The sequence below is a fragment of the Pantoea sp. X-Soil-MYKO-1785 genome, from assembly GCF_059730675.1.
Map to the genome: position 1 here is coordinate 333,835 of NZ_AP036000.1, position 23,912 is coordinate 357,746.

At 57.5% G+C, this 23,912-nt stretch carries 21 protein-coding genes; 10 read left to right on the top strand and 11 right to left on the bottom strand.

Going from position 1 to position 23,912, the window contains the following annotated elements; translation table 11 throughout:
• Positions 1-154: 154 nt before the first annotated feature.
• Positions 155-1,699 (top strand): methyl-accepting chemotaxis protein, encoded by a 1,545-nt coding sequence (locus AC6I8D_RS01490; RefSeq protein ID WP_312056346.1) that lies wholly within the window; start codon positions 155-157, stop codon positions 1,697-1,699.
• On the opposite strand, the gene AC6I8D_RS01495 is transcribed toward AC6I8D_RS01490, so the two are convergent.
• Positions 1,696-2,661, bottom strand: coding sequence for an AraC family transcriptional regulator (locus tag AC6I8D_RS01495; RefSeq protein WP_497819544.1), 966 nt, complete (start codon positions 2,659-2,661; stop codon positions 1,696-1,698). The genes AC6I8D_RS01490 and AC6I8D_RS01495 overlap by 4 nt on opposite strands.
• A gap of 105 nt (positions 2,662-2,766) precedes the next feature.
• On the opposite strand from AC6I8D_RS01495, the gene AC6I8D_RS01500 reads away from it, so the two are divergent.
• The 3 genes from AC6I8D_RS01500 to yncE all read left to right on the top strand — a co-directional run bounded on the left by AC6I8D_RS01500 (position 2,767) and on the right by yncE (position 5,636).
• A complete protein-coding gene (locus AC6I8D_RS01500; RefSeq protein WP_497819545.1) occupies positions 2,767-3,954 on the top strand; it encodes an MFS transporter in 1,188 nt (395 codons plus the stop codon).
• A 212-nt stretch (positions 3,955-4,166) separates the two neighbouring features.
• Positions 4,167-4,376 carry a YdgH/BhsA/McbA family protein gene (locus AC6I8D_RS01505; protein ID WP_094122178.1) on the top strand — a complete coding sequence of 70 codons (210 nt, stop codon included), beginning with the start codon at positions 4,167-4,169 and terminating at the stop codon, positions 4,374-4,376.
• A gap of 207 nt (positions 4,377-4,583) precedes the next feature.
• Complete coding sequence (gene yncE, locus AC6I8D_RS01510) at positions 4,584-5,636, top strand: 7-bladed beta-propeller protein YncE (RefSeq protein ID WP_312760370.1); 1,053 nt, start codon at positions 4,584-4,586, stop codon at positions 5,634-5,636.
• A 116-nt stretch (positions 5,637-5,752) separates the two neighbouring features.
• On the opposite strand, the gene AC6I8D_RS01515 is transcribed toward yncE, so the two are convergent.
• The 3 genes from AC6I8D_RS01515 to sbmA all read right to left on the bottom strand — a co-directional run bounded on the left by AC6I8D_RS01515 (position 5,753) and on the right by sbmA (position 7,844).
• Complete coding sequence (locus tag AC6I8D_RS01515) at positions 5,753-6,052, bottom strand: helix-turn-helix domain-containing protein (protein ID WP_312760368.1); 300 nt, start codon at positions 6,050-6,052, stop codon at positions 5,753-5,755.
• Positions 6,052-6,405 (bottom strand): type II toxin-antitoxin system RelE/ParE family toxin, encoded by a 354-nt coding sequence (locus tag AC6I8D_RS01520; protein ID WP_312760366.1) that lies wholly within the window; start codon positions 6,403-6,405, stop codon positions 6,052-6,054. Before AC6I8D_RS01520 ends, AC6I8D_RS01515 begins: the two co-directional genes overlap by 1 nt.
• Positions 6,406-6,602: 197 nt before the next feature.
• Complete coding sequence (gene sbmA, locus AC6I8D_RS01525) at positions 6,603-7,844, bottom strand: peptide antibiotic transporter SbmA (protein WP_312056350.1); 1,242 nt, start codon at positions 7,842-7,844, stop codon at positions 6,603-6,605.
• A 272-nt stretch (positions 7,845-8,116) separates the two neighbouring features.
• On the opposite strand from sbmA, the gene AC6I8D_RS01530 reads away from it, so the two are divergent.
• The 3 genes from AC6I8D_RS01530 to AC6I8D_RS01540 are packed head-to-tail and all read left to right on the top strand — an operon-like array spanning position 8,117 to position 11,966.
• The gene (locus AC6I8D_RS01530) at positions 8,117-8,857 is read left to right on the top strand and encodes a gluconate 2-dehydrogenase subunit 3 family protein (protein ID WP_312760364.1); all 741 of its coding nucleotides are present in this window, start codon (positions 8,117-8,119) and stop codon (positions 8,855-8,857) included.
• Between the two features lie 2 nt (positions 8,858-8,859).
• Positions 8,860-10,644: a GMC family oxidoreductase gene (locus AC6I8D_RS01535; RefSeq protein ID WP_312760362.1), complete on the top strand. Its 1,785-nt coding sequence runs from the start codon at positions 8,860-8,862 to the stop codon at positions 10,642-10,644.
• 11 nt (positions 10,645-10,655) lie between these two features.
• The gene (locus AC6I8D_RS01540) at positions 10,656-11,966 is read left to right on the top strand and encodes a c-type cytochrome (RefSeq protein ID WP_312056352.1); all 1,311 of its coding nucleotides are present in this window, start codon (positions 10,656-10,658) and stop codon (positions 11,964-11,966) included.
• A 47-nt stretch (positions 11,967-12,013) separates the two neighbouring features.
• Here the strand turns inward: AC6I8D_RS01540 and AC6I8D_RS01545 are convergent, their stop codons facing one another.
• From AC6I8D_RS01545 to AC6I8D_RS01560, 4 genes are all read right to left on the bottom strand, one after another.
• Complete coding sequence (locus AC6I8D_RS01545; protein WP_312056353.1) at positions 12,014-13,426, bottom strand: MFS transporter; 1,413 nt, start codon at positions 13,424-13,426, stop codon at positions 12,014-12,016.
• A gap of 179 nt (positions 13,427-13,605) precedes the next feature.
• Complete coding sequence (gene abgT, locus AC6I8D_RS01550) at positions 13,606-15,123, bottom strand: p-aminobenzoyl-glutamate transporter (protein WP_312056354.1); 1,518 nt, start codon at positions 15,121-15,123, stop codon at positions 13,606-13,608.
• Positions 15,124-15,288: 165 nt separating this feature from the next.
• Positions 15,289-16,731, bottom strand: coding sequence for a M20 family metallopeptidase (locus AC6I8D_RS01555; RefSeq protein ID WP_312760360.1), 1,443 nt, complete (start codon positions 16,729-16,731; stop codon positions 15,289-15,291).
• Positions 16,728-18,041 carry an amidohydrolase gene (locus AC6I8D_RS01560; RefSeq protein ID WP_312760358.1) on the bottom strand — a complete coding sequence of 438 codons (1,314 nt, stop codon included), beginning with the start codon at positions 18,039-18,041 and terminating at the stop codon, positions 16,728-16,730. The genes AC6I8D_RS01555 and AC6I8D_RS01560 overlap by 4 nt, the downstream gene beginning before the upstream one ends.
• 115 nt (positions 18,042-18,156) lie before the next feature.
• Between AC6I8D_RS01560 and AC6I8D_RS01565 the strand changes: the two genes are divergently transcribed.
• Together AC6I8D_RS01565 and yjdN are read left to right on the top strand one after the other, a co-directional pair.
• Positions 18,157-19,056, top strand: coding sequence for a LysR family transcriptional regulator (locus tag AC6I8D_RS01565; RefSeq protein ID WP_312056357.1), 900 nt, complete (start codon positions 18,157-18,159; stop codon positions 19,054-19,056).
• A 75-nt stretch (positions 19,057-19,131) separates the two neighbouring features.
• A complete protein-coding gene (yjdN, locus tag AC6I8D_RS01570) occupies positions 19,132-19,569 on the top strand; it encodes a VOC family metalloprotein YjdN (RefSeq protein WP_312056359.1) in 438 nt (145 codons plus the stop codon).
• Between the two features lie 91 nt (positions 19,570-19,660).
• Here the strand turns inward: yjdN and AC6I8D_RS01575 are convergent, their stop codons facing one another.
• The 3 genes from AC6I8D_RS01575 to AC6I8D_RS01585 all read right to left on the bottom strand — a co-directional run bounded on the left by AC6I8D_RS01575 (position 19,661) and on the right by AC6I8D_RS01585 (position 22,813).
• A complete protein-coding gene (locus tag AC6I8D_RS01575) occupies positions 19,661-20,527 on the bottom strand; it encodes a nucleoside-specific channel-forming protein Tsx (RefSeq protein WP_031377761.1) in 867 nt (288 codons plus the stop codon).
• 277 nt (positions 20,528-20,804) lie between these two features.
• On the bottom strand, positions 20,805-22,157 hold the full coding sequence (locus AC6I8D_RS01580; RefSeq protein WP_497819546.1) for a sensor histidine kinase: 1,353 nt from the start codon (positions 22,155-22,157) through the stop codon (positions 20,805-20,807).
• On the bottom strand, positions 22,154-22,813 hold the full coding sequence (locus AC6I8D_RS01585; protein WP_312056362.1) for a response regulator: 660 nt from the start codon (positions 22,811-22,813) through the stop codon (positions 22,154-22,156). Before AC6I8D_RS01585 ends, AC6I8D_RS01580 begins: the two co-directional genes overlap by 4 nt.
• Before the next feature lie 698 nt (positions 22,814-23,511).
• On the opposite strand from AC6I8D_RS01585, the gene AC6I8D_RS01590 reads away from it, so the two are divergent.
• Complete coding sequence (locus tag AC6I8D_RS01590; protein ID WP_031377916.1) at positions 23,512-23,880, top strand: helix-turn-helix domain-containing protein; 369 nt, start codon at positions 23,512-23,514, stop codon at positions 23,878-23,880.
• Positions 23,881-23,912: the final 32 nt, after the last annotated feature.

Here is a 23,912-nt window from a genome sequence, read left to right on the forward strand (position 1 = left end):
TTTTATTACCACTAATTTAACAGAATCGCTAAAGAGAGTAGGAAAGCATGCCGAAAACATAAAAAAAGGTAATCGTTATTTATTCGCCCAACGCTTCCGCGCTGACAGCATCACCCCCAGCGTGCAGGAGAGTGGGTCTTCAAGGACTTTTGAGATGCGTAACAACCAGCCCGTTTCCCAGCGTGAATATCTGTTCGATGATCATGCAACCCTGATGTCGACCACCGATCTCAATAGTTACATCACCTATGCTAACGATGCGTTTATTGAGGCGAGCGGCTTTTCTACCGAAGAGATCAACGGCCAGCCACACAATATGGTGCGTCACCCGGATATGCCGGCAGAGGCGTTTGCCGATATGTGGGCCACGCTGAAACAGGGCGAACCCTGGACGGCATTGGTGAAAAACCGCCGTAAAAATGGCGATCACTACTGGGTGCGCGCCAATGCCATTCCGGTGGTGCGCGACGGGAAGGTGCAGGGGTATATGTCGGTACGCACCAAGCCGGGCGCGGAAGAGGTGCGTCAGGCGGAGGCGCTGTATCAGGATTTCCAGGCAGGGCGTGCGAAAGGACGACGCTTTTATAAAGGCCTGGTGGTGCGCAGCGGCTGGCGGCGACCCGCCTCTATCCTGAAAACGCTGCCGCTTCGCTGGCGCATTCGCAGCACCCTGCTGGCCTTACTGCCGCTATCGGTGGCCGGCGTCTGGGCGCTGGGCGTCACGCCGGCGGCGCTGGGTGGCTTCACGGCGGGGATGGTGGCGCTGCTGACGCTGGCCAGCCTGTGGCTGGAGCAGCAGATCTCACGGCCTATCGAACGGATGTGCAAACAGGCGCTGAGCGTGGCGACCGGGGCCAGCCATAAGGTCGATCAGATGGATCGGGTTGATGAAGTCGGCGTCACGCTGCGCGCCATTGGCCAGCTTGGATTAATGTTCCGCTGGCTGGTGGATGATGTCAGTGGGCAGGCGATAAACGTGCTCAGCGCCAGCGATGCCATCGCCCGCAGTAACAACGAACTGAGCCGCCGTACCGAACAGGCCGCCGCCAACGTGCAGCAAACCGCCGCCACCATGAATGAGATGACCGCGACGGTGAAAAGCAACACCGAAACCGCCCATGAAGTGAACACCCTGTCGTCCGATACCAGTAACGCGGCGATAAAAGGCGGCGACGTAATGAAAGAGATGATGCAGATGATGGGCGAAATTGCTGACAGTTCAAAGCGCATCGCCAACATTACCAGCGTGATCGACGGCATTGCTTTCCAGACCAATATCCTGGCGCTCAACGCCGCGGTTGAAGCGGCGCGGGCGGGCGAGCAGGGTAAAGGGTTTGCGGTGGTGGCAGGCGAAGTCCGCAGCCTGGCGCAGCGCAGTGCTAAAGCCGCCAGCGAGATTAAAACGCTGGTAGAGACCAGCGCCAGCCGGGTCAGCTCCGGCAATCAGCACGCCAGCGCAGCCGGCCGGACGATGCAGGATATCGTCTCGCAGGTGCAGAACGTCACCACACTGATTGCGCAGATCAGCGCGGCCACCGCCGAACAGGCCACCGCGCTGAGCGAAGTCAGTAGCGCGGTGGAAGATCTGGATGACATCACCCACCAGAACGCTGCCCGGGTAGCCGAAAGCGCCGAAGCATCCGGCCGCATGACGCATCAGGCCAACCGCCTGGTGGAAGCGATCAGCGTATTTCGCTAAGAGGCCAGCGCCTGGCTGGCGTCGCGTCCGGCACGCAGCGCGCCAGGTGACTGACCGACAATGCGCTTGAAGGCGCGACTGAAAGCCGCAATCGAGCCGTAGCCGAGATGAAAGGCAACGGCTTCCACCGCTTCACCGTTATTGACAATGCGCTGCACCGCCAGCCGCATCCGCAGCTCGGTCAGGTAACGCAGCGGCGTCATGCCGGTGGCGTTAAGAAAGCGCTCGGCAAATACCGAACGTGAGCAGCCCGCCACGCGGGCCAGCCGCGCCACCGTCCAGTTCTCGCCCGGTTCGCGGTGCATGGCGGCAATTGCCTGACTGAGCCGCGGATCGCGCATCGCCTGTACCAGTCCGCTGCTTTTACCGCAGCCATTCTCCACCCAGCCACGCACAATCAGCGCCGCTACCACATCCGCCAGACGCGAAAGGATGCCAGCGAATCCCGCCTGGCGGGTACGCGACTCGCGTTCCATCGCCTCCAGAATCGGCCGGATCTCCGGGTACTGCGACAGCAGGGTGCTCACCAGCATCACATCCGGCATGGTATTAATCAGCGGCTGCATGCCGCCGAGTTCAAACGCCATACAGGCGCTGAACAACAGCACGCTGTGTTCGTCGTCACCGGCATCGGCCGGGGCGGTGATGGCGCAGACGCTGTCGCAGATCGGTTTGCTCGCCATATTGGCGACACACTGACACTCCACCTCTTCGCTGGAGATCAGGCTGTGCGGTTTGCCGTGCGGCACTAACAGCGCATCGCCACTGTTAAGCTGGAATACCTCGCCGGAGGCGCTGCGCACCTGCAACGTGCCGCGTCCGACAAAGTGAAACTGCGCCCGTCCCGGCGCGTTGTCAAAGCGCAATCCGAACGGAGCACTGACGGCAATGCGCTGATAGTTAACCCCATACAGCCGCATTCCCATCAGCAGTTCACTGGTCAGGTCTTCATAATGGCTCATACGATTCCAGACGAATTATCAAAAATGACGGTGTAAGCATCATAGATCGTCTGGCGGCTGCCCACTATCATCACACTTACTTTTTTTTGCATCCGGAGAAGCAGCATGAGTCTGACAACCGAAGTGGCTGATGAGGTTTCCTCGCCCGCCCGTCCCGCGTGGGGCGCGGTATTTGCAATGGCGTTTGGCGTATTCAGCCTGATCACCGCCGAATTTTTACCGGTCAGTTTACTGACGCCGATGGCCCAGAGCCTTGGCGTCTCCGAAGGTCAGGCGGGTCAGACCGTAACCATTACTGCACTGGTCGCGCTATTTACCAGCCTGATCACCGCCAGCGTCACCCGACGGCTTGATCGCCGCATTGTGATGCTGGTGTTTTCACTGCTGCTGATCGCTTCAGCGCTGATGGTGGCGCTGGCCGGGAACCTGACAACCATCCTGCTGGCGCGCGTGCTGCTGGGCATGGCGATTGGCGGCTTCTGGACGCTGTCGACCGCGATTACCATGCGGCTGGTGCCGGCCGATCAGGTGCCGCGCGCGCTCTCCATCGTCTTTAGCGGTATCTCGCTGGCGACCATTATCGCCACGCCGCTCGGCAGTTATCTCGGTGGGCTGGTCGGCTGGCGCAACATCTTTATGCTGACTGCCGGTCTGGGAGCGGTGGCGCTGTTGTGGCAATTTTTCACCCTGCCCGCGATGCCGGCAGAGAATAAGGCGCGCAGCGGCGGGGTGCTCGATCTGCTGCGGATCGGCGTGATGCGCTGGGGCATGCTGGCTGTCATCATGATGTTTACCGGCCACTTCGCCTTCTTTACCTATCTGCGCCCGTTCCTCGAAGGCGTCGCTCAGCTGAATCTCAATCAGCTGTCGCTGGCGCTGCTGGCCTTTGGCGTGGCGAACTTTTTCGGCACCTCGCTGGCTGGCTACCTGGTGACCCGCAGCGTCTCGCTGACCCTCAGCGGCATGGCGCTGCTGATGAGCCTCACCGCGCTGCTGCTGGTGAGCTTCGGCGACGTCGGCTGGCTGGTGGGCGTGGGTGTGGCGGTATGGGGCATGGCGTTTGGTTCGATGCCAACCGGCTGGTCAACCTGGATTTCGCGCGCGGTGCCGGATGATGCCGAATCAGGCGGGGGTTTACTGGTGGCGACTATCCAGCTGGCGATCACCGTCGGTGCCGCAGCGGGTGGCTGGATGTTTGATTTGCGCGGAGCGGGTGGCGTATTCCTCGCCAGCGGGGTGCTGATGCTGCTGGCGGCGCTGACTATCTTCAGCCGGGTGCGGCATCACGGATAATCGATCAAAGGCAGCTATTTGTGCTGCCTTTTTTATTGGCTGTGGATTATTAACCTTTTGAGCAATAACTATGCGAAATGTGCTTTTCATCATCAGTTTTATTGAAAGAGATAAGCAAAAGTCTCCGCTTTTTACTGATCAATATTCGGCCTAATATATCTATCAACAAGGCAACACGCCTTACCTGATAAAACGTAATCGAGGAATTGACCATGAAATCTATCAAAACTTTTGCAGCAGTTATCGCCCTTTCAGTTTTGCCATTCGCCAGCTTCGCCCAGTCTGTGACCGCTATCGACTCTACGCTTGATGGCGCTGAAGCGAAAATCGCTGCTCAGGCGCAGGAACACGGTGCTTCATATAAAATCACCGAAGCTTACACCAACAACGGCGTTCACATGACCGCTGAGCTGCTGAAATAAGCTGCGCATTCTCCGCTTGTGCTGACAGGACGCCCCCGGGCGTCCTGGCGGCGTTGGTTGCTGACCAATAATAATCCTGTCACTTTCCCACCGAAATAATTATTATTCTCAAAAACATCCTCATCTGATCGCGGTTCAGATGCTTTCTGGTTGCAATGTCGGGCTTTCTTTTCACCGTGTCTGCGGTGGATTTAATATGGAGAAGTTATGAAAGCGATAATCAATACGCGCTGGGCGCTGCGTCCTCTGATGCTGGCAACAGCACTGTTTTCTGCGTCAGGCTTATCGGCGGTGCAGGCAGATGAACTTAATCAGCCGATCGGCAAAGGCGTGTACGAACTGGCCTTCAGCCCGAAAGATAACGCGGTTTTTGTCTCCACGGCGCAGAACAGCAGCGGTAACGGCGGCACGGTTTTCCGTCTCGATCCCACTACGCTGGCGGTGCAGCAGTCGATTAATAGTGACCTGAAAGCGTTTGGCGCAGCGATCAATCCGCAGACTAACGTGCTTTACATTGGCAATACCGTTGAAGGGTCACTGACCGCCATTGATGCCAGTAGCGGAAAAGTGATCAACAGCCTGCTACTCGATGGCCGCAAGCGCAGTGAAACGGTGCGTCCGTTGCAGCCGCGTCAGGTAGCCGTCGATGTGAAAACCAATCGTGTCTATGTTACCGGACTGGGTCGGCAGAGCGTGGTCTGGGTGGTGGATGGCAGTACGCTGCAACTGATCAGTACCGTGCCGAATACCGGCAAAATGGCGACCGGTCTGGCGGTAGATTCCGCGGCGCAGAAAGTTTACGTCACCAACGGCGACGGTGAACTGGTTACCCTTAACGCCCGCACCAACGCGATTGAGAAGAAGCAGAAGATCGACGGCGATAAAGAACACTTTTTCCTGAACATTGCGCTGGATACGCGCGGTCAGCGTGCCTTCCTCAGCGATTCAAAGCAGGCTCAGGTGCTGGTGGTTGATTTGCGCACTCAGCAGGTGATCCAACGGATTGACGTGCCGGAATCGCTGGCGGTGCTGTTCAACCAGGATCGCAATGAGCTTTATGTCACTCACCGTAAAGCGGGCGAAGTCAGCATCATTGACGCCAGCAACTACCGCCTGAAGCGGAGCGTGAAAACCCCGGGTCTGCCGAACAGCCTCGCCTTGTCCGCCGACGGTAACACCCTGTATGTCAGCGTCAAGCAGCCAGGTTCGCGTAAAGCGCCGCCAAAAGATCCCGACAGCGTCATGCGTATTGCCTTGTAAAAAGTGATTGCCGCTTAGCGGCGCAGGGGCGTTTAGCCCCGGTGTTGTGTTATCTGAAGCCATCCTGACGGGTGGCTTTTTGCGATAAAAAAGCCCGCAGACGCGGGCTTTACTGTTCAGAGGTGAAAGGCAACGCTTTTTCCAGTTGGAAGTTCCACATTCAGGCTGAGTTTCCCCCCCATCGCCTCGATATAACGTTTGAGCGTGGCAATCTTAATGTCATTCCCGCGTTGCTCAATCTGAGCAATAGCAGGCTGACGCACACCCATTGCCTCTGCGAGAGTCTTTTGTGATAGCTGAAGCTCTTCACGTATCAACTGAAGACCGACTTCTAATACCATCTCGTCAGACATTTCTTTGATTCGGGCCTGACTCTCAGGTGAGAAGCCAGCAATAACCTCATCCAGGGTTCTCATTATCTACTCTCCTTCTCCTGTTCAGCGAGCCAGGCTGAGAATTCATCATCAGCAATGCGTATCATTCTGTTATAAAAGTGCTTGTCCTGCGTTTTGTCGCCTGCACACAGCACGATAGCCTGACGGATAGGATCAAAGGCATAAAATGCACGGATTGGCTTACCTGAAAACTGTACACGAAGTTCCTTCATATTCCTGTACCGCGAGCCTTTTAGCGTATCAGCATAGGGGCGAGGCAAGTCAGGGCCATATACTTTTAACTTTCCCAGGTCCGCTAACATTTTTTCCTGCAGCGCCTGCTCCTGCTCACGTAACCACGTTTCAAAGCGCTGGCTTAAAAGTACCGTCCACATGACATACCTCCCTGTATCAGTCATGACGTATACGCTAAACAATATAAGCTGTAGCTTATAAATACAAGCTGGCTAATCACCCTGACAGGTGGCTTTTTGCGATAAAAAAGCCCGCAGACGCGGGCCATGAGTTGAGGTCATTCCCGCCCGAGGCGGGAACCGATCACGCTAGCGGCAGCGACGCTATCCTCAATCGATCAGACCTCTTCTGACGCTTCGCGCATCATCTCATCGTGAGGGATATCATCCAGAATCTGCTCAAAGCTGCGCAGACGCTTGTAGATCGACATCAGTTCAACCAGCGTTGACCATGAGGCGATCAGGTACTGGAATGAACCACGTACCTGGTCAAACACGTTAGTAATCTGGTTCAGCAGGCCCAGCGTAATAGTGCCCGCTACAATCGACGGAAACAGCAGGAACAGGCCAAATACATTATCCACCTGCAGATAGAGAATGCGGGTGATGTTGAAGTAGAGATAGTGAAAGTAGAGGCGGAAGTAGTTGAACCGCACCCGACCGAACAGTTCCTGCACCGTCTGTGGCCGGGCGCGGTCTGCATTATCCTCGCCATACACCAGCTCTTTACGGTAAGCCGCTTCCACCCGCTGATTACGAAACTCCAGTCCGGGTAGCTTAATGCCGACTACCGCCAGTAAACCGGTGCCGAATACCGACCACAGTATGGCGGCAATCACCAGCGCATACGGAATATTACCGAGGAACGGCACATCTTTGACATGGTGCGACAGCGCCACCAGCACCGGCAAAAAGGCCACTAAGGTCATGATCGCCTGAATAAAACTGACGCCCCAGTCTTCCAGCGTAGAGGCGAACCGCATGGTGTCTTCCTGCACACGCTGCGCGGCGCCTTCGACATGACGCAGTCGCTGCCAGTTGTGCATGTAGTAATTGTTCATGGCGGTACGCCAGCGGAATACCCAGTGGCTGATAAAGAACGAATTGAGCACGCCAATCACTACCGCGATCAACGCGATGCCGAGAAAGGCGCGCACTTCGTGATAAAACTCAACGATCTGCACCGATCCAGCTTTCGTCAGCGCCTTCTGAATTAAGTCATAAAACGGCCCGTACCAGGCGTTAACCGCTACGCCGACCTGCACCCCAAACCAGGTGACAAAAATAATCAGCGCCGAACCCCAGACAGACCAGCGCTGCCACGGATGATTGTCAATCAGCCGCCAGGCGAGGGCAAAAAGGGCCACCATGACCCAGTAATAGAGATAAAACCACAGCTGGCTGGCGGCAATAAACCGCGCGGCGCTGGTCGGTAACGGCTGTTTCATCGCTGCGTCAAAGGTAGGCCACATGCCGGGCAGATGCGCGGCAAAACCAAACCAGGCAAAAATCGCTAATAAGCTCCAGAGGGCCGCTGAGCTGAAAAACAGCGCTGGCCGCGGGAAAAAAGACTTAAACATAGGCACTCCGCTGTTGTGTGTTGCTTGTTATAACGTTTTGCCTGCCTGATGTCTGTAGTCTGTTGTTTCTGCTGATGACAGAAAAGAAATGGATGTTAATGAAATTGTGCGGTTTTGTTTCCAGGAACTAAATCTTTATCGACAGTGGTGTTACACTAGCGCGCATTGTTACCGGTAACAATGAAGCTGTAACCCTTAATCCGCAAATAAAAATCATAACAACGCACCCATTTACCCTTTCATACCGCCCCTGGCGGGAATGAGGCAATGTCATGTCAGAACAAAAAAAGGGTCATTCACGCAGGGATTTTTTGCTGAAGACTATTACCCTGGCGCCAGCAATGGCGGTAGGCAGTACGGCGATGGGCGCACTGTCGCTGTCGCTGCCGCTGGCGGCACAGGCGGCTGAGACCCCGGCCGCGCCCCAGCAGGCGCGTGACTACCAGCCAGCCTGGTTCACCGCCGAAGAGTTCGCCTTTATCTCTGCCGCGGTTGCACGTCTGATCCCGCGCGATGAGCGCGGCCCGGGTGCGCTGGAAGCCGGCGTACCAGAGTTCATTGATCGCCAGATGAATACCCCATACGCCACCGGCTCCAACTGGTATATGCAGGGACCGTTTAATCCCGACCTGCCAAAAGAGCTGGGCTATCAGCTGCCGCTGGTGCCGCAGCAGATCTACCGCCTGGGCATTGCTGACGCCGATGGCTACAGCAAACAGCAACATGGCAAGGTGTTCGCGCAGCTGAGCGGCGAGCAGCAGGATGCCTTACTGCAGGCGATGGAGAGCGGCAGCGCTGAATTCAGCCAGCTGCCGGCCAAAACTTTCTTTGCGTTTCTGCTGCAAAACACCCGCGAAGGCTTCTTTAGCGATCCTATCCACGGCGGTAATCAGGGAATGGTGGGCTGGAAGCTGATCAACTTCCCTGGCGCACGCGCCGATTTCATGGACTGGGTAGAGCGCGGCGAACGTTATCCGTTCCCGTCAGTGTCGATTCGCGGGGAGAGAGCGTAAGCATGGCAAACGAAATGAAAAAAGTGGATGCGGTGATCGTCGGTTTCGGCTGGGCAGGCGCGATCATGGCGAAAGAGCTGACCGAAGCGGGTCTCAACGTGCTGGCACTGGAACGCGGACCGCATCGCGATACCTATCCTGACGGCTCTTACCCGCAGTCAATTGATGAGCTGACCTACAACGTCCGCAAAAAACTGTTCCAGGATCTCTCTAAAAGCACCGTCACCATTCGTCATGATGCTTCGCAGACCGCGGTGCCTTATCGCCAGCTGGCAGCGTTTCTGCCGGGCACCGGCACCGGCGGTGCCGGCCTGCACTGGTCCGGCGTCCATTTCCGCGTCGATCCGATTGAACTGCGGATGCGTAGCCATTACGAAGAGCGTTACGGCAAGAACTTCATTCCGCAGGGCATGACGATTCAGGACTTTGGCGTCAGCTATGACGAACTGGAGCCGTTCTTCGACAAGGCGGAAAAGGTGTTTGGTACCTCAGGCAGCGCCTGGAGCATCAAAGGCCAGGTGGTGGGGAAAGACAAGGGCGGTAACCCGTTTGCGCCCGATCGCTCAGATAACTTCCCGCTGCCCGCCCAGAAGCGCACTTATTCGGCGCAGCTGTTCGCCCAGGCAGCAGAATCGGTCGGCTATCACCCTTACGATCTGCCGTCCGCTAACACCTCCGGCCCATACACGAATCCCTACGGCGCACAGATGGGCCCGTGCAACTTCTGCGGTTTCTGTAGTGGTTATGCCTGCTACATGTATTCCAAGGCGTCGCCTAACGTCAATATCCTGCCTGCGCTGCGTCAGGAGCCAAAGTTTGAGCTGCGCAATAACTCTTATGTGCTGCGGGTTAACCTTAGCGACGACAAAAAGCGCGCCACCGGCGTGACCTATGTTGATGGTCAGGGCCGCGAGCAGATTCAGCCCGCTGACCTGGTGATCCTCTCCGCCTTCCAGTTCCACAACGTGCACCTGATGCTGCTGTCGGGCATTGGGCAGCCTTACAACCCGATCACCAACGAAGGCACCGTCGGCCGTAACTTCGCCTATCAGAACCTTTCGACGCTGAAGGCACTGTTCGACAAAAACACCACCACTAACCCATTTATCGGTGCGGGTGGCGCGGGCGTCGGGGTTGATGATTTCAATGCCGATAACTTCGACCACGGTCCGCACGGCTTTGTCGGGGGATCGCCATTCTGGGTTAACCAGGCGGGTACCAAACCGATCTCCGGCCTGCCGGTGCCGGCGGGTACGCCGAACTGGGGCAGCCAGTGGAAAGCCGCGGTGGCCGACACCTATACCCATCACCTGTCGATGGATGCCCACGGTGCGCACCAGTCCTATCGCGCTAACTACCTTGATCTCGATCCGAACTACAAAGATGCCTACGGCCAGCCTCTGCTGCGTATGACCTTTGACTGGCAGGAGAACGACATCAAAATGGCGCAGTTCATGGTCGGCAAGATGCATAAAATCGCCGAAGCAATGAACCCGAAAATGATCATTGGCGGCGCGAAAAAGCCGGGCACCCATTTCGATTCGACCGTTTATCAGACCACCCACATCAGTGGTGGGGCGATCATGGGCGACGATCCGAAAACCAGCGCGGTAAACCGCTATCTGCAGAGCTGGGATGTGCCGAATGTGTTTGTGCCAGGCGCTTCCGCCTTCCCGCAGGGACTGGGCTACAACCCGACCGGCATGGTGGCGGCGCTGACCTACTGGTCAGCTAAAGCGATTCGTGAGCAGTACCTGAAGAACCCAGGTCCACTGGTGCAGGCATAAGGAACATGGCGATGAAAAATGGCATTCTGGCCCTGATTTTGGGCACCCTGACCTTCGCCGCGCTGGCGGACGACAACCGCGACGAGCTGGTGAAACGAGGTGAGTATCTGGCGCGTGCCGGTGACTGTGTTGCCTGTCACACCGCGAAAGACGGCGCGGCGTTTGCGGGCGGCCTGCCGATGGCTACGCCGATTGGCACCCTCTATTCCACCAACATTACGCCCGATCCGGCAACCGGCATTGGCGACTACAGCTACGACGACTTCCAGAAGGCGGTGCGTCATGGCGTGGCGAAAAATGGCGATACGCTCTACCCGGCCATGCCGTTTCCCTCTTACGCGGTGGTCAGCGATGAGGACATGAAGGCGCTGTATGCTTACTTCATGCACGGAGTGGCGGCGGTGAAGCAGCCGAATAAAGAGAGCGACATTCCGTGGCCGCTGTCGATGCGCTGGCCGCTGGCGATCTGGCGTACGGTGTTTGCTCCTGAGGTGAAGGCGTTCCAGCCTGCTGCACAGGAAGATCCGGTGCTGGCGCGCGGCCGCTACCTGGTGGAAGGTCTGGGGCACTGTGGTGCCTGCCACACGCCGCGTAGCGTCACCATGCAGGAGAAGGCGCTGACCAACGAGGAAGGCAGTGACTATCTGGCTGGCAGCAGCGCGCCGATTGATGGCTGGACCGCCAGCAATCTGCGTGGCGACAACCGTGATGGACTGGGTCGCTGGAGTGAAGACGATCTGCGGCAGTTCCTGCGCTATGGCCGCAACGATCAGACCGCCGCATTTGGTGGCATGACCGAGGTGGTTGAACACAGCCTGCAGCATCTGAGCGACGCGGATATCACCGCCATTGCGCGTTATCTGAAGTCGCTGGGCGCGAAAGATCCGCACCAGACGGTGTTCAGCGTCGATGACGCCACCGCCAAAGCGTTGTGGAAAGGTGATGACAGCGCGACCGGTGCAGCCACCTATGTCGACAGCTGTGCCGCCTGCCATAAAACCGACGGTAGCGGCTATCAGCGCTTCTTCCCGGCGCTGCGTGGCAATCCGGTGGTGCAGGCCGATGATCCGACCTCGCTGATCCATATCGTGCTGGTGGGCGGACAGTTGCCTGGCGTACAGGGCGCGCCGTCGACCATCACCATGCCGGCGTTTGGCTGGCGTCTGAACGATCAGCAGGTTGCCGACGTGGTCAACTTCGTGCGTAACAGCTGGGGCAACAAGGCGTCTGAACCGGTCAGCGCGAAGCAGGTCGCTGCGCTGCGTAAAGATGAGAAAGATCGTCTGGGCAGCGCCGATATCCGGGTACTGGAAGGCAAATAATCGGCAGTAAAAAAAGGCCGTCATCATCAGGATGACGGCCTTTTCTTTTAGATATTCTCCAGATCGATACCGCGCGTTTTCGGCCCGTAAATCCCTACCGACAGCATCACCATCACCATGCTCAGCACGATAAAGGTAATCACACCTGGCGTGCCGGCATACTGCAGGATCACTCCAATCAGAATACTGCTGAACACCGTAGAGAGGCGGCTGAAGGAGTAGCAGAAGCCGACCGCCCGCGCCCGAATATGGGTCGGGAAAATCTCGGTCTGATAGGCGTGGAAGCTGAAGGTCAGCCAGGCGTTGGACCAGGTGATCAGGAACCCGCAGGCGATCAACAACAGCGGATTGGTCTGGAAGGCGAACAGCGTACCGAACACCACGGTCATCAGCGACGACAGCACGATCTGCCATTTATTCTCCAGCTTATCCGCATAGCGGCTGCAGATCAGCGATCCCAGCGGATAGGCCAGGGTGATAAAAAAGGCATACAGCAAACTGTGGGTCACCGTGGTGCCGCTGCCCGACAGCAGCGCAGGCAGCCAGTTACCGAAACCAAAAAAGCCGATCGCCTGGAAGAAGTTCATCACCACCAGCATCAGGGTGCGCTGGCGATATGCGGGTGACCAGATTTCACGAAAACGCCCCCGTTTTGGCAACTGTGCCGCGGCGTCATCGGGCGGAAAGGGCGCGCCGGGCGTCAGGCCGCAGCGTTGTTCCATGGTGGATAACACCTGGTGTGCCTGCTGATGACGGCCCTGCTGTGCCAGCCAGCGCGCCGATTCGGGCAGGTTCTTGCGGATAAACCAGATCACCAGTGAACAGACGGCACCGGCGATCACCACCCAGCGCCAGCCTTCGAGGTTCAGCAGCGTTTGTGGCACCAGCCACCATGACATCAGGGCCACGGCGGGCACCGACAGAAACTGCACAAAAAAGGAAAAGGCGAACGCCCGGCTGCGCAGATGGCTGGGCACCCACTCCGACAGATAGGTATCGATAGTCACCAGTTCGACCCCGAGACCGATACCGACCAGCAGGCGAAACAGGATGATCATCTCCGCGCTCTGCTGAAACGCCATCAGCAGTGAAAACAGCCCGTACCACAGCAGCGCGCACATAAAGGTCAGACGGCGGCCAAAACGGTCGGCGTAAGGAGCCAGCAGGCTGGCACCGATAAACAGACCGAGAAAGGTGGCGGAGGCAAACGCCGCCTGATCGGAAAACCCGAACACGCCAGCGCCGCCGGTGTGAAACAGTCCGGCCGCCAGCAGGCCGGAGCTGATATAGCCGGTTTCAAACAGATCGTAGAGTTCGAAAAAGCCGCCGAGCGCCAGCAGCGTGATAAACCGCCATAATCCGGCGGAGGAGGGCAGCGCATCAATGCGGCCGGCTAAGCTGGAACGGTCAGCCGATGCGGTGGCAATCGGCGTGATCCCGGTGGTGCAGGTGGTTGTCATGTCAGGTTAAACCTCGGGCAGTGTTTGCAGGTGTCGCAGGGCTGATGCTTATTAAAATAGTTAACCCTTAGCACGCGAAGAAATAGCAGAATAATCAATTCGCCTGCGGTTGCCGAGAGGGATGATGGTGAGTTTTTAGCAACGTATGTTGCACTTTTCGCCGTCCGTGGCGATGTGCCTCAAGGCAGTTGCGGATAGATGCCCGGGCCGATCGGCAGTCCCAGCCAGTACCACACCACCAGCAGCGCTATCCAGCTGATAAAAAACACCAGCGGATAGGGGAAGATCAGCACGTAATAGGTGCCGAGCTGCGCATCCTTCTGGTATCGCTGCAAAAAGGCGAGAAACAGCGGCAGGAACGGTGACATCGGCGCCAGCGGCAGCACCGCTGAATCGGCAATACGGAAAATCATCTGCGCAAAGGCGGGATGAAAGCCGAGCAGCATAAACATCGGTACAAACACCGGGGCCAGAATCGACCAGATAGCCGAGCCGCTGGCGATAAACATACAGAGAAACGCCGACAGGAACATCAGCCCGAGAAAGGCTGGCGCTCCGCTGATTCCCGCGCTTTCCAGCACATCTGTCAGGCCAATCGCCATAAACTTGCCCATGTTGCTCCAGTTAAAGAACGCCACGAACTGCGACAGCGGAAACACCATCACGATAAAGCCCGCCATCCCTTTCATCGGATCGACCAGCAACTGCGGAATATCGTCCGGGCGGCGGATCTGGCGGGTGACCACGCCATAGGCAATCGCCACCACAAAGAAGAACAGGATGATGATCGGCACAATGCCCTGAATAAACGGCGAGGGAATGATCGCCCCGCTGGTGGGGTTACGCAGCGGGGCATTCTCCGGCACCACCAGCAGCGCCATCAGGGCGATAAACAGCAGCGCAGCAATCCCGGCGGCCCGCAGGCCACGGTTCTCCAGCGGCGTGAGCGGGGCCAGCCTTTCACCGTTACCCTGCCACTGTGGCAGGCGCGGCTCGACAAATTTATCGGTCAGCAGCGCCCCGACAAAGGTCAGGACAATCACCGAGGTGGCCATAAAAAACCAGTTATCGATGACGCTGACGTGTACCGTATCGCTGACCGCTTTGGCCGCTTCGGTACTGATGCCGGAGAGCAGCACGTCGGTGGTGACGATTAGCAGATTGGCGGTAAAGCCTGACGCCACACCGGCAATTGCCGCCAGCAGTCCCGCCACCGGATGACGTCCCACCGCCAGAAAGATCAGCGCGCCGAGCGGCGGCATCACCACCAGCGCGGCATCCGAGGATATATGGCTGAAGAAGGCGATAAACAGCACCATGTAACTGGCGTAGCGACGGCTGACGCGCGACGCCATCTTCACCATCAGCGACTGCAACAGGCCGACTTTTTCCGCCAGACCGGCCCCAATCACCAGCGCCAGAATCGATCCCAGCGGAGTAAAGCTGCTGAAGTTCTTGATGATATTCGGCAGGATCCACTGAATACCGGCGACGCTCAGCAGGTTATTTACCCGCACCAGTTCGCCGTTGCTGGGGTTTTTTACCGCCAGATCCAGCGCGCTGATAATGGCGGTGGCCACCATCAGCACCACAATCAAATAGACAAACAGTAAAAACGGATTGGGGACTTTATTTCCCACCCGCTCAACCCAGCTAAAAAGTCGCCCAGGGCTGCGGTTCTCTGATGTTGCTTCCATAGTTTCTGGTCTCGTCTTGTGTCCCGTCATCCACGGCAGCGCGCGCGATACCGGACGTTGAGTAAGGCGTCCGGCAATACATTCACCTGCGGCACGGCGGAATCAGAGAAGGTGTTTGCAATAATATTTTTTATAGCGGTCCGCGCCGGTGACGCGGCCGTTGGCTCATTCGGCCAGTTTTGTTGGTGTGATCCCGGCAGGGATCGGGCAGTGATAAGGTTGTGTGGCGCGGACCCGGTTGAACTCGGCCTGACAGCGGGCCAGCGCCGCCGGATCCTGCAACAGCGTGACGACGGTGGCGGCCATCACTTTGCCCGCCAGCAGCATCCCCTTGTGCCCAATGCTGGTGCGACCCTGCGCCACCAGCTGCCAGGTATGCAGCGGCGTACCGAAGGTGAAGCAGGGCGCAAAGCACTGTGCGGTCGGTGTCACCCAGCTGACATCCCCGACATCAGTCGAGCCATACAGCAGTTCACGGGTCACTGCATAGGGCGCTACCTGATCCATAAACAGCTTGTCACCCAGTTGCTCAACCCAGGCCTGGCCGGCTTCGCCGCCGGTACGGGCTGCGTTGAGTCGCGCATTGCGCAGATCGTCGGCGGTCAGGGTGGCGCGTATCTCTGCTGCGAACGCCCGCTCCTCGTCGCTGTAAGCGGGCAGACCAAACTGATGCAAATAACGCTCCATCACCGCTTCCAGCGCGCGATTAGGCACATAGTCGGAGCAGGCTTTATCAAAACGCACCGTCAGAGTGGTGTCGGTCATCAGCGCGGCCCCGCGGGCGACATTGATTACCCGCTGATAGATATCCTGCGCCTGCTGCAGTTCCGGCGCGCGGATCAGGTAGAGCACTTCCGCGTCGGCCTGCACCACGTTCGGCGAGACGCCGCCGCTGTTGGTGACCGCATAGTGCAGCCGCGCTTCCTGCACGATGTGCTCACGCAGAAAGTTGGCGCCGGTGTTCATCAGGGTGACCGCATCCAGCGCGCTGCGACCGAGGTGTGGTGAGTTAGCAGCGTGCGCCGCCACCCCTTTGAAGCTGAACGCCGCCTGGATATTGGCGAGGGTGCGCAGGTTAAACATCCCGCTGAAGCCTTCGGGATGCCAGGTCACCGCAGCATCGACATCATCAAACAGCCCTTCACGCACCATAAAGGTTTTGCCGGAGCCGCCTTCTTCGCCGGGACAGCCGTAAAACCGTACCGTTCCGCCGGTTGCATGCTGCTGCATCCAGGCTTTTACCGCGCTGGCCGCCGCCACGCCAGCGGTGCCGAGCAGGTTATGGCCGCAGCCGTGGCCGTTGCCGTTGGCCTCCAGCGGTTGCGGTCGGGCGCATCCGGCCTGCTGGCTCAGACCCGCCAGCGCATCAAACTCCCCGAGGATGGCGATCACCGGTTTACCGCTGCCGAAGCTGGCGATAAAGGCGGTATCAAGGCCGCCGACGCCGCGCGCCACGCTGAAGCCCTCATCTGCCAGCGCATCGGCCAGCAGGGCGGACGAGCGGGTTTCGGCAAAGCGGGTTTCCGGTGTGTCCCAGATGGCATCGCTGAGGGCGCTGAAGCGTGCCTGATGACGGTCGATATAATCAGCAATGAAGGTTTCCATCATCGGCCACCGCCAAACTGCGCCTGATTCAGCGCCAGGGTTGCCAGCAGGGCGATCGCCACCGGCATCACCTGCTCATCAAAGTCGAACTTCGCGTTGTGGTGTCCCGCCGCCAGATCGCAGCCGAAAATGGCGTACGAGGCCTGACCGCCGTGCTGCTTGACCCGCTCCATCATGTAGGTGGCATCTTCCGAACCGGCCGCCTGGGCTTTGCGATCGACCACCGAATCGAAAATCCCGAGCGCATCTGCCTGCTGGTGGATGAAGTCCACCCACGGCTGGGTCGGCGTGGAGCTGCGGGCAGCCCCCATCAGCTGCACCTGATGTTCAACGCCATACATCGCCGCCGCGCCGGCAATGACCCGCAGCGCCTGCTGGTAAATGTCATCGTTAACCTGATTGGTAATGCCGCGGGTTTCGACTTTCAGCAGCGCACAGTCAGGTACCACGTTACGACCGGTACCGGCCTGCAATACGCCAACGTTAACCCGGGCCACCCCGCCGCTGTGCTGGGTAAGACCGTGCAGCGCCAGCGTGGCCTGGGCCGCCGCCAGCAGGGCATTGCGACCCTCTTCCGGGCGGCCACCGGCATGCGCGCCGACGCCGGTAAAATTGACGTCGAGTTTGGTGGTGGCGAGGAAACTGTCGCTGCCGCACACCAGTTCACCCGCCGGCACGCCGGTGCCGAGGTGAATGGCAGTAAACAGATCCACATCATCCACCACGCCTGCCGCCACCATCGCTTTGGCACCGCGCACGCCCTCTTCGGCGGGCTGGAAAATGAGTTTAATCGTGCCGCTCAGCTGATCTTTCATCGCCATTAATACCGACGCCAGACCGAGGCCGATGGTGGTGTGACCATCATGACCGCAGGCGTGCATCATGCCGGGATTGCAGGAGGCGAAGCCTTCACGCTGTGGCAGGTGATCTGCGGCCTGGCTCTCGTTGAGATCAAGCGCGTCCATGTCGACCCGAAAGCCGATAACCGGACCGGGACGGCCGGTATCCAGCGTCGCCACGATGCCGCAAAATCCGCCGGAGAAGTGGCTGATCCACTGCGGTAAAGCCCCCTGTTGCAGCGCCCGGGCTTCCTGCTGCTTCAGCACGTCTTCGCTGGGTAAGCCCATGCGCGCGTCGGCATCTATCACCTCACGGCCCAGTTGCAGTTGATAACCCAGCTGGTGCAGTTCGTCAGCCACCCGGGTGGCGGTGCGGAACTCGACCCAGCCAGATTCGGCATAGTGGTGGAACTCCCGTCGCCAGCTTTTTAACTGCGCCAGCCGGGCACTGATATGGTCGGAAAGGGTATTCATCGGCAGGATCCTTACTGTTGGTTTTTTACGCACTGCTTCGAATCTACACAATGGTAATAACCGGCATAAGATGCGAATATCTTGTGACTGATAAACAACGGTTATCACAAAATCTATGTCTGCCAACCTCAAGCTTCATCAGCTGCGCGCCTTTGTCGACGTGGCGCGCCAGGGCAGTATCCGGGCGGCGAGCCGTCTTTCCGGGCTTTCGCAGCCAGCATTAACCAAAGCGATTCAGGAACTGGAGCGTGAACTTGGCGCACGGCTGTTTATCCGTCGTCAGCAGGGCGTGGTCTTAACCGACATCGGTGATAACTTTTTTCGTCATGCCAGTCTGGTTCTGGCCGAGCTGCGGGTGGCGCAGGAGGATATCCAGCAGCGGCTGGGGCTGGGCGGCGGTCAGGTGAACATTGGCGTCGGCGGCAGCGTGGCACGCACCATCATGCCGCAGGTGATTAACCAGTTTCATCGTGAATACCCGCTGGTGAAGGTGCGCATCGTCGAAGGGCAGCTGGTGTCGATGGTACATGAGCTGCGGCAGGGTGCGCTCGATTTCACCATCAATACTTACGATCAAAGCCATCTCGATCAGGAGTTGATGTATGAACGCATGATGGAGCGTGAGTACAAAGTGGTGGTGCGTAAGGGCCATCCGCTGGAAAAAGCCCGTTCGCTGGCCGAATTACAGCAGGCTGACTGGACCATGCCGACGCCCAAGGGCAGCTATTATCGCCTGCTGCACGATCTGTTCGACGAACGCGGCATGGCACCGAAAATCGTGGTGACCTGTGAAACCTTTATGGCCTGTACCAGCCTGGTGGCGCAAAGCGATTTCATCAGTATTTTATCGGTGGATGTGATCGACGATCCGATTCTCGGCCGGTCGCTGGTGGCGCTGACGCTGGATGAGCCGTTGCCCAAAGCGATGTTTTATCTGATTCAGCGTAAGGATACTGCGCTGACCCCGATGAGCAGTTATATGGCGCAGTTATTTCGCCGTTATTGCCAGCGCTGAGCGGCAGCGTTCTTTCATCGTCTACACTTGGTGTATTCGCGTAAACGTGAGTTCAACCCACAATCGGAGGTGACGATGCAAGTCTGTCCATATCTGTTTCTCTATGGTCGCTGTGAAGAGGCAATCGGGTTTTACCTGCAGGCCACAGGCGGGAAACTGCTGGAGAAAATGACCTTTGGCGACATGCCAGAGCAGGGCGAGCAGGTCGGCGATCAATCCGCGCCGCCACAGCCGCCGGAAAAAATCATGCACGCACATCTGCGCATCGGTCAGGGAGAGTTGATGCTGAGCGACGGTAACACCCAGAAGCCGCCTGCGTCCGATCATGCTGGTTACGCGGTCAGCCTCGCCACCACTGACGCGGAGCAGGGTAAAACCTGGTTTGAGAAACTGTCAGTGGGCGGTAAAGTGACGACCCCGTGGCAGGAGACGTTCTGGTCGAATGGATTTGCGATGTTTATCGATAAATTCGGCATTCCATGGCGCATTAACGTGGTGAAACCGCAGGAATAATTGCGTGGATTAGCCGATCGGCGCCGGCAACAGCGGCGCCGTTTTCAGGTCACAGTCACTGTGGCCAGCTTTGCAGCCAGCCACGTGCTTATCAGAAGTTGTAACCCGCTACCAGATAGTAACCCCAGCCGGTCGATTTCACTTCAAACGGACCGTTGCCGAAATTCAGCTCCTGCCCATCCGCCCACTGACCGCCATTGTGGAAATAACGCGCCACGGCCGAAAAGTGCCAGTGATCGTAACCCAGCGACAGGATGTGACTGGAGGCGATAGAGTTGCTGGTGCGCGACGATCCGCCTTTCTCGTTAAGATCGGAGCCCCAGTCAAAGTTGGTAAAGCCTACATAGCCAAGGTTACCGCCCCACAGCGTGGTGATCGGCACGAAATATTTCACCTTGAAGCGATAGCCATCCCAGCTGTTTTCATTCGCGGCGCCGTAGTTTTCCCACTGGTATTTGGCATAAACGTTGAGTGACAGGCCCACATCGCTGTGGGTATCGATATCGGTGCCCAGACCCATGTACCAGGTGTTCTGGCGGTTATCGCTGTTACGGCCCATGTCGTAAATGTAGTTATTGGCGAAATACCACTCTTTGAACGGTCCAAACGCCAGGCTGGTACCGGTCAGTTTGTCGATTGAGAAGCGCGGTTCAATCTCCATAAACATCGGAGAACCGTGGTCAAAGATACCGTTGGCGTTGCTGTTACCGACGCCGAAGAAGTTGGTCAGATCGAGATAACCATAAAAATCGAACCAGTCTTTTTTGGCAAACGCTTCATATTCCAGATAAACGTCGTTGTTGAACTGTGGCCCAAAGCGGGTGTGGTAGCTGCCCACCACGTTTACGCTCTGATGCCACCAGTCGGACAGGTATTGCGGATCGCTATCAGCGGCTTGCGCAACACCTGTCCAGGAACATGCCAGCACGGCACCTGCTATCAACGTTTTGAATTTCATTATCATTAACCACATGCTTTTGACCGCTGCACAGCAGGCGCAGTCAGAGAGAAGTCGATCCCTGGGTGGGGAGTGAGTTATTCAGGACAAAACAGCCAGTTTTCAGCTCGCGTAGCGTGCCTGCAACACAGCGATAGAAAATAGATTTTGCTCACGTTTGTCAAAAAGTGTTGCATTACAATTCAGTGAAAATGTGATGCGCTTCACAATAATGGCAGTAAGCGAACGGAACCAGGCAACCGTTTACGTTGTCTGGTTCGTGATCAAATGGGCGGGATCAGGGAAAAGTGACGCGGACCTGCAAACCACAAATGGCACCCTGTGGCGTCAGGCAATTGGAGAGGGCGACCTGAATCTGATGCTTCTGCGCGACGCTGCGCACAATCGATAAGCCGAGGCCGCTGCCCTGCGCCTTAACGTCAGGCGAACGGGTGAATCGGTCAAAGGCGCGTTCAATAAAGGCTTCCGGCATTCCCGGTCCGTTATCGACGATATCGACCACCGTCCGGCCCGCCACCCGATGCAGCAGAACATCCACCAGGCTGCCTTCCGGGGTGTGCAACATGGCGTTACCAATCAGGTTATCAAACAGGCTGCGCAGTTCAGACCGACTGGCCTGCAGACGATACTGGGTCGAACCATTAAAGCCGATATCAATGCCGCGTTTATCCGCCACCACCATTAACTGTTCAATGCTCTCTTTCAGCAGATCTTCCAGTTCAATTTGCTCAATGCTGGCGACCACACTTTGATCTTCCTGACGTGACACGTTCAGTAACTGGGTTACCAGATGCCGGGTGCGCGTCACGCCCGCTTCGAGCTGACTGAACTGCCGGCTGGCCTCGCCAGGCTGAATATGCTGCCGCAGGTTCTCCAGCTGCAACGTGACAGCGGTGACCGGCGTACGCAGTTCATGGGCGGCATCTTCGAGGAACTGCCGCTGCGACGACCAGGCCTCACGCAGCTTGTTCAGCAACGAGTTATACGCGGCGACCAGCGGCAGGATCTCATCCGGCAGCCCTTCGGGTGAGACATTGTGCGGATGGTGCGTCTCCTGCGCCGCAATCTGCCGCGAGGCGACCTGCAGATCGCGGGTGATCTTGCGGACCACCAGCCAGATCACCAGCAGCGATAGCGGCATCATCAGGATCAATGGAATGATCGCCGCCAGCGCCCGTTTTACCATCAGCGCTTTCATGTAGCTGAGATTGTGCATCACCTGAATGGTCTTGATCTCACTGCCAGGCTGGCCCGGTCGGGTGTAGATGCGCCATTCACAGTCATCACAGTGCCCTACGTCTACATCACGGTAACCGCGCTGGGTTTGCAGCGGCGCGTGCAGTTCCGGCCATGAGCTGGCGCGCAGCCGGCCCTGGTTATCCCACAGCTGTACCACAAAGGCGCTCTTGGCTTTATCAGGCGTGATCAATGGTGTCAGCGCCGGCATCTGTTTGTTGGTGGACCAGGCATCAGCGATTTTCGACAGCTGATCGTCCTTCATGGTGCCCATCATATCGCCGTAGCAGCTGAAGAAATACCAGGTGACGCCGCCGATCATCAGCAGATGAATAATCAGCAGCGTACTGAGTAATTTATTGCGCAATGAGCGCATAAAGGGGAACGATTTCATATTGCCGGCACCCGCCAGCCCAGTCCGCGGACGTTACGAATCGCGTCGTTATCCAGTTTGCGCCGCATCCCGTGAATCAGCACATCGACCGCGTTGCTGCTCACTTCGTCGCCCCAGCCGTAAATGCGATTCTCCAGCTGCTCGCGAGAAAGAATGGCACCCGGACGCTCCAGCAGAGCATAAAGCAGGGCATATTCACGCGCGGTCAGCTGCTCGCGCTGGCCCTTATACAGCACTTCACGGGTCATCATATCCAGCTGCACGTCGCCACTGCCGAGCACCGAGTCGGCCGCACCGTGGCGACGTCGGGTAATCGCCCGCATCCGGGCCAGCACTTCCTGTAAATCGAACGGTTTAAGCAGGTAATCGTCAGCGCCGCTGTCGAGCCCCTGCACCCGCTGCGCCACGGTATCGCGTGCCGTCAGAATCAGCACCGGCGTGGAATCGCCGCGCCCGCGCGCCCGGCGCAACACCTGCAATCCGTCATCACGCGGCAAGCCGAGATCCAGCAACACGCAGCTGTAGCCGCCTTCGCTCCAGGCATTATGGGCAAAAACGCCATCGCGTACCCAATCTACCGACCAGCCCGCGCCCTCTAAAGCCTGCTGCAGGTTCGCGCCGATCATTTCATCATCTTCAACCAATAACACGCGCATGGCTGATCTCCTCTGGAAAGATGGGAGCAGTTTATGCCCGGATAGTTAGCACAGAATTATCCGCCTTCATACTTCGCACTACAGCCGCGTTGGCTGCACTTTTTCGCCCTGGTCACTGACTGATGTCAGCTCCCAGGGACTCCTGCGTTTGCCGCCTTGCTGTAGCACGAATTATTTTGGCGGAAACCGCCTTCATTCTTCGTACTAGAGCCGCGTTGGCTGCACTTTTTCGCCCTGGTCACTGACTGATGTCAGCTCCCAGGGACTCCTGCGTTTGCCGCCTTGCTGTAGCACGAATTATTTTGGCGGAAACCGCCTTCATACTTCGCGTTACAGCAGCGTGGCTGCATTGGTCGGCTTGCTGCAACGTGAATTACTCTGGCGTTATTTAACACAAATTTGCCTGACGGACCCGGCCGTGACTTAACGCAAATTATTTAAATTGTGGCCGCTATGGCTTAACGAATAATAGTTAAATCGACGCTGGCGTGATTTAACACAAATTATTTTACCGGAAGGCCGGTGTCACTTAATGCTTATTATTCAAATGCGTTGTTACCGTTTCCTGACGGGTAAATGCCAGCCGCAGGTCCGAATCTGGCGGTTGCTAATTCTGCGCTAATTTTCTGCTAATTAAGGGATAAATTTAACCGGGTAAAGTGGGTTCACTGCACATCAGCGTAAACCAGGAGGAACCCATGAATCAGCGCGAGTTTATTCGCAGTTTGCTGGAATGGATAGAGAACAATCTAGGACACGATCTGCATCTGGATGAGGTGGCGCGTCGCTCGGGCTATTCCCGCTGGCATCTGCAACGGCTGTTTCGCCAGCATACCGGATTTTCACTGGCTGAATATATTCGCCAGCGGCGCTTAACTGAATCTGCGCTGACGTTGCTGAGCAGCAATGAAGCGATATTGCAGGTCGCGATGAACTATGGCTTCGATACCCAGCAAGCCTACACCCGCACCTTCAAAAACTATTTTATGGTGACGCCAGGCCAGTTACGCCGCCAGCGGCGGGTAGAGCCGGATCGGTTACTGTTTCCACTGGCGATGGCCAGTTGAGGTCGGCGATGACCTTCCCGCCAGGTGAAAAG